This is a genomic window from Terriglobia bacterium (genome assembly GCA_036496425.1).
Taxonomy (GTDB): Bacteria; Acidobacteriota; Terriglobia; order 20CM-2-55-15; family 20CM-2-55-15; genus 20CM-2-55-15.
Window position 1 is genome coordinate 1 of sequence record DASXLG010000047.1, and the last position, 5,781, is coordinate 5,781.

Consider the following 5,781-nt stretch of genomic DNA (forward strand, 5'->3'; position numbering starts at 1 on the left):
AGCGATCCATCGGCGCTCTCGCTCTGACGCCGGGCCGGCTCCGCAGGGGCACGGCCGCCGCTGTCGCGTCGGAGCCATTCGTAGCGCCGGGAGAGACTGCGCAACCGGGCAATCAGAATCGCGAGCTCGAAGGGTTTGGTCAGGTAGTCGTCGGCTCCCGATTCGAAGCCGCGCAACACATCTTGCGGTTGACCGCGCGCCGTGAGCATCAATAACGGCACGAACTGTGCGGCTTGCCGCAGTTCGGCTGCAACCTCGAAACCACTCTTTCCCGGCAGCATCACGTCGAGGATAACCATATCGAAATGCCGGTCCGGCGAGAGCAGGAGGACGAGCGCCGTCTCGCCATCACCCGCGACCTCGACGTGATATCCCTCGGCTTCGAGATTGAAACGGAGCCCGTCCGCGAGGTGCTTCTCATCCTCCACGATCAAAACCGTGCTCATCGTTCAGGCCCTCGGAAGCACAATCGTGAATGTGCTGCCCTTGCCCTCGCCTTCGCTTTCGGCGAAAACGCGGCCGCCGTGCCGTTCGACCACGGATCGGACGATGAAGAGCCCCAGCCCGGACCCCTTTACCTGCGTCGCCATGCGAGAGGGAATGCGATAGAACCGTTTGAACACCCGCTTGAGCTGATTCCTGGGAATCCCGATGCCGCCGTCGGTCACGCGCACCGCCAGACGCTTCTCGTCGAAAGCCGCTACCTCAACCGCCACGGGAGACGTCGATGAATACTTGAGCGCGTTGTCGACGACATTCGAGACGGCAGCACGCAACTCGTCACGGTCTCCTGTGACAAACGGGCGCATATCGCTTTCGAGGCGCTCGGAATACTGGATCACCGCCCGGTTGAGTTGTGCTTGAATCGTCTGCAGGCACTCCTGCACAAGGCCGCCAAGGTCAATCACCGAGCGGTCGATTTGACGCCGCCGTTCCCGGGTGCGTCCAGCCTGCAGCACTTGCTCGACAGTGCGCAACAGCCGGTCGGATTCCATCAGCATGACGGAGTAGAACTCCTTCCGGCGGATTTCGTCGACGTCCCGCGTCTGCAGCGTCTCCAGATAGAGCCGGATCGACGCGATTGGCGTCTTCAGCTCATGGGTAACGGCGTTGATAAAGCCGTCGTGCTGTTCGTTCCGGTGTATTTCGTTAACGAGAAAGATTGTGTTGAGCGCGATGCCGATGATGATCGCCATGAAGAAGACGACGCCGAAGACCAGTAGCGCGACCTGCCGCCAGTTGAGAATCACCCATCCGACGTTGAGCGCAGTGGCCAGTACGACCAGAGAGGCACCAAAGGCAATAAAGAAGACGATCGACTTTCGCCGGCTCCTGAGACGCATGGTCTCAGTTTAGCCTGCCTTTGCACACTTTACGCCGTGGGCCAGCCCGATCTTCTCCATCGTCCAGATGACGTACCAGCCGACATCCACTTGCCACCATTTCAGGCCGAGACGGGCCGAATTGGCGTACCGGTGGTGATTCCCGTGCCAGTTTTCGCCCCAGGCCGAAAGTTGCAGCGGGCCAAGCCACCAGAGATTCTTGGCGGTTTCGCCCCGCTCGTCGGCTTCGCCCATGTGGGTGATGCTATTGACGAAGCACTGAAGGTGTAATGAGTAGACCAGACGAATCGCACCCACCCAGAAAAACGCTTTCCATCCGAATGCGAGCCCGCCAACCATTGCGAGCCCGACGATGATCGTCTCCGCACGCTCCCAGAAATTGTATTCCGGCTTGTTGAGGTCGGGCGCCCATCGCTTCATGTCCGCCGGAGAGGTCTGATAGAGCCACCGCAGATGCGCCCACCAGAACCCGCCGTGCGTGGGGCTCGAAACGTCGTCCATCGAATCGGCCTTCGCGTGGTGCAGACGGTGATTTGCCGCCCAATGCGCGGGCGAGCCGGAGCCGTTGAAGACAGTCCAGAAGATGAAAAAATGCTCGACTCCCTTATTGAGCTTGAGAGTGCGGTGCGCCAGATAACGATGATTGCAGACCGTCGTGCCCAGGCCTCCAAGCAGATTGAACGCAAGCGCCGTCAGGAATATCGGAATGCTCGGAATTGGATAGAGAATGAGTCCGACGACGGCTAAAACGTGTATTGCGGCGAGGTAGAATAGAACGCCCTCTTTTCCTCTCACTGGCTTCCAAAAGGGCATCTCCCAGGGACGGGACTGGACTTGCGCATTGTTGTTCATGAGCCTCCGAATGTCGATTCAACGGGCAAGATACGAATAGGGCAGCGTAGCAGGAGATTCAAAGCGTCATTGTAATAGTTATGTAACGAGTGCGATTGCGGGCTGCCGTCTTCGTGGCCATGCAGCCGGCCGTAAGCTACCCTATGGTTCATGTAGTTATGACCGGGAATCATCGCGGCATCGCGCCCGGACTTTCGGTTATACTTTTGGTATGAAAACGGCTATATCGATCGGCGACGATGTTTTTCAAAGGGCGGAGCGTTATGCGCGCCGGGAGAAAAAATCCAGAAGTGAATTGTATGCTGAGGCGATCGCTGAATACCTGGCTCGTCACGATGCCGATGCTGTCACAGAGGCCATGAACAAGACGATCGAAGAAGTCGGAAAATCGATTGATCCATTTGTTCGGGAGGCCACCCGCCGAACGCTAAAACGGATAGAGTGGTAAAGGTCTCCCAAGGTGATGTTTGGTGGGCCGGCCTGCGGAAGCCGGCCGGCTCCGGACCCGGTCTCAAGCATCCGGTCATTGTTGTTCAAGGCGACTCCATTAACCGCAGCAACATTGCGACAGTTATCTGTGTCCCTCTCACCAGCAATTTGGCATGGGCAAGCGCTCCTGGAAACGTTTTCTTGAAAAGCCGGTTTACTGGACTGCCGAAGGATTCCGTTGCCAATGTCTCCCAGCTCATATCTGTAGACCGCGCTCTATTAACGGAGCGCACCGGTAACCTTCCGAAAACCAAACTTGAACTCATCCTATCGGGCATTGATATCATCCTCGGCGGCTAGCGGAGCCGGGCCCCTCTTGGCGACTGCCATGGAAGACGCGGTGCACAACCACGGCCGAGGCTGTGAAAATGAATGTGGCGAGCAGTCCGCCTTCGGGGCCGTAATTCCCGCCAAGAAGAACGGTGCTCCCGGCCACGTTCGTCGTCCACAGCGAAGCGATGCCGAGGCCGGATAAGGCGAAGCCCAGAACAAACCCCAGGCCCACGTTCCAGCCGACATGAATGGCATAGGATGTCCACAGTGAGCGCGAACGGACATAAGCAAGAGACAACAGAACTCCGGCGATAACCGTGTTGAGGGTCCCGAGGCGCGAGGCGTTGGGATTATTCAGATGCATCGCTCCGAAAAGCACCGACATGGCGATCATTCCCGGCCACTCGCCTGAGCCGTCGATCAGGATCTGTAATGGGAAACCGCGAAACACCAGTTCCTCATTCAGCGCGGCAAGCAGGAGAACGCTGAAAGTCGCCAGTAAGGTCGTCGCCGGAACCTTGTTTCCGCTCCAGTGGATTTCGAGCGTTCCGAGGATTTTCGAGCCGGCACCAAGCACGGCAAGCATGCCCGCGGAGAGGCCAATGCCCCACCAGAGTTGACGGCGCCATCCCGGCATGAAGCCGATTCCGAATGTGCGGAGCGGCCGGTGGTCGACGAATCGGATCGTCAGCGCCATTGCGGCAACCGCCGGAACGAACAGCGCCACTTCATTCAGTGCCAGAAGCGCGAGCTGGTTCTCGGCGATGGTGTCGCTTTGAGATACGAAAATGGAGAGAGCGATGCCGGTTGCAACCCAGAAGATTATGAAGAACAGGACATAGAGCGCGAACTTCCATCCGGCCCGGACTTCGTGTTGGTCATTGAGGAACATCAGCGAAGGGAAGGAACCACAAGAAGCACAAGAGGCGCAAGAGATATGTGCGCCTGGTGCTTTTCGCGGTTCCTTAAATGTATTTCCGCAGCAGAAGTTCCAGACGTTTGCGGGTTTCCGCGGGCGCGTGCTTCAGGTCCGTCATGATCGCATGCTTGAGCGCGTGGCCGCATTTGCAGGTGCGGTCGACCGGAAGGCGTTTCACGGTCGACCGGATGATCTTCTGGGCATTTTCGCTGTTCTTTTTCAGGTTCTCGATGACTTCCGTCACGGTGACCGCATCATGTTGCGGATGCCAGCAGTCGTAATCGGTAACCAGCGCCATCGTGGAGTAGCAGATTTCCGCCTCGCGCGCGAGTTTGGCTTCCTGAAGGTTCGTCATTCCGATCAGGTCCCCGCCATTCCGGCGGTAGGTATTGGACTCCGCCAGGGTAGAGAATTGCGGGCCTTCCATGCAGACGTATGTCCCGCCGCGCTTGACCGCCACGCTGGCGTCGCGCGCGGCCTGTTGCATGACATCGCCCAATTGTGAACATACCGGATGGGCGAAGCTGATATGCGCCACAATGCCGTCGCCGAAGAACGTCGATACCCGCGCCTTGGTCCGGTCGTAGAACTGATCGGGCAGCACGATATCCAGCGGGCGCAGTTCCTCCTTCAACGATCCCACGGCGCTCGCCGACAGAATCCACTCGACGCCCAGCTTTTTGAAGCCGTAAATATTCGCGCGGAAATTGAGTTCGGACGGTGAAATGGTGTGGTTCCGGTTATGCCTTGCGAGGAACACCACGCGCTTTCCTTCCAGTGTTCCGATCCGGTATGCGTCCGAAGGCTTTCCAAACGGCGTTTCTACCTCGGCTTCCTCAATTTGAGTAAGTCCGTCCATCTGGTACAGACCGCTGCCGCCGATGATTCCTATCTTGATGTCATTTGCTGCCATGCTCGACTAACTCCAATAAAACTCCGTGTGTGGACGAAGGATGAATGAATGCAATCCGCGTATCATGCGCTCCCCGGCGCGGCGTCGAATCGATCAGCCGCGCGCCGTTGGCCTTCAGCCTCTCCAGTGCTTCTTCGATGTTGTCGACGCGCACGGCAATATGGTGAATGCCTTCTCCGCGCTTCGACATGAATTTTTCGACCGGGGAATCGCTGCGGGTCGGTTCCAGCAGTTCGATGCGGCTTTCGCCGATGGTGAGCATCGCTACACGTACGCCCTGCTCATCGACTTCGTCGTAGCCGGCAACATTCAATCCGATCGCATCCTGGTAAACCTTGACGGCATCGGCCAGGGACCTCACGGCGATTCCGATATGATCGATTCTCACTTGGACCTCTTCAGCTCCGAATTCCGGATGATTTCATCGACGATCGTGTATGGATCCTGATCCCGGCTCGCAATCTGTCCAATCACTTTCTCCAGTTCGCCATCGGAGAACACCTTATGGATAACCGTATTCACCAGGCGCTCCTGCAACAGTGTAATCAGACGCTGCCGCGCCGCCTCCTGTTTTTTCGCGGTCTTTTGTGCGGAACTTTCAAAAAACGACCACGCCTTCTCGATGGTCTCAGTCAATTCATCGATACCTTCTCCTTCGGTAGCCACGGTTTTGACGATGGGCGGCTGCCAGCCCTCGGGCCGATGCGCCAGCGAAAGCATCGCGAGAACCGCGCGCTCCATCTTTTCGACGCCCGGCCGGTCGCATTTGTTGATGACGAAGATGTCGCCAATTTCCATGATGCCGGCTTTGAGAGCTTGAATGTCGTCGCCCATTCCCGGCACGAGGACCACGATGGAGACATCCGCCAGCTTCACAATGTCGACCTCGTCCTGGCCGACACCGACGGTTTCCACCAGGATCGGATCTTTTCCCGCCGCGTCCAGCACCGTCACAACATCGGCCGTCGCGGTGGCCAGACCGCCGAGATTCC

9 protein-coding genes are annotated in these 5,781 nt (G+C 57.9%); 2 read left to right on the plus strand and 7 right to left on the minus strand.

What is annotated here, in order from left to right:
- From VGK48_03445 to VGK48_03455, 3 genes are all read right to left on the minus strand, one after another.
- Positions 1-446, minus strand: a 446-nt coding sequence (locus VGK48_03445) for a response regulator (GenBank protein ID HEY2380217.1), incomplete at its 3' end; no start/stop codon positions are given.
- 3 nt (positions 447-449) lie between these two features.
- Complete coding sequence (locus VGK48_03450) at positions 450-1,343, minus strand: HAMP domain-containing sensor histidine kinase (GenBank protein ID HEY2380218.1); 894 nt, start codon at positions 1,341-1,343, stop codon at positions 450-452.
- A 9-nt stretch (positions 1,344-1,352) separates the two neighbouring features.
- On the minus strand, positions 1,353-2,138 hold the full coding sequence (locus tag VGK48_03455; GenBank protein ID HEY2380219.1) for a fatty acid desaturase: 786 nt from the start codon (positions 2,136-2,138) through the stop codon (positions 1,353-1,355).
- Positions 2,139-2,406: 268 nt separating this feature from the next.
- Here VGK48_03455 and VGK48_03460 point away from each other — a divergent pair, with 268 nt between their 5' ends.
- Positions 2,407-2,643, plus strand: a complete 237-nt coding sequence (locus tag VGK48_03460) for a hypothetical protein (GenBank protein ID HEY2380220.1) — start codon at positions 2,407-2,409, stop codon at positions 2,641-2,643.
- A complete protein-coding gene (locus VGK48_03465; protein HEY2380221.1) occupies positions 2,637-2,984 on the plus strand; it encodes a type II toxin-antitoxin system PemK/MazF family toxin in 348 nt (115 codons plus the stop codon). Before VGK48_03460 ends, VGK48_03465 begins: the two co-directional genes overlap by 7 nt.
- Here VGK48_03465 and VGK48_03470 read toward each other — a convergent pair.
- The 4 genes from VGK48_03470 to VGK48_03485 form a co-directional block, all read right to left on the minus strand.
- Positions 2,968-3,849, minus strand: a complete 882-nt coding sequence (locus tag VGK48_03470; GenBank protein ID HEY2380222.1) for a type II CAAX endopeptidase family protein — start codon at positions 3,847-3,849, stop codon at positions 2,968-2,970. The genes VGK48_03465 and VGK48_03470 overlap by 17 nt on opposite strands.
- Positions 3,850-3,922: 73 nt before the next feature.
- Positions 3,923-4,789 (minus strand): S-methyl-5'-thioadenosine phosphorylase, encoded by an 867-nt coding sequence (locus tag VGK48_03475; GenBank protein ID HEY2380223.1) that lies wholly within the window; start codon positions 4,787-4,789, stop codon positions 3,923-3,925.
- Positions 4,776-5,177, minus strand: a complete 402-nt coding sequence (gene mce, locus VGK48_03480; protein ID HEY2380224.1) for a methylmalonyl-CoA epimerase — start codon at positions 5,175-5,177, stop codon at positions 4,776-4,778. Before mce ends, VGK48_03475 begins: the two co-directional genes overlap by 14 nt.
- The coding region (locus VGK48_03485; protein ID HEY2380225.1) for a methylmalonyl Co-A mutase-associated GTPase MeaB at positions 5,174-5,781 on the minus strand (608 nt) is incomplete at its 5' end. The genes VGK48_03485 and mce, both read right to left, overlap by 4 nt.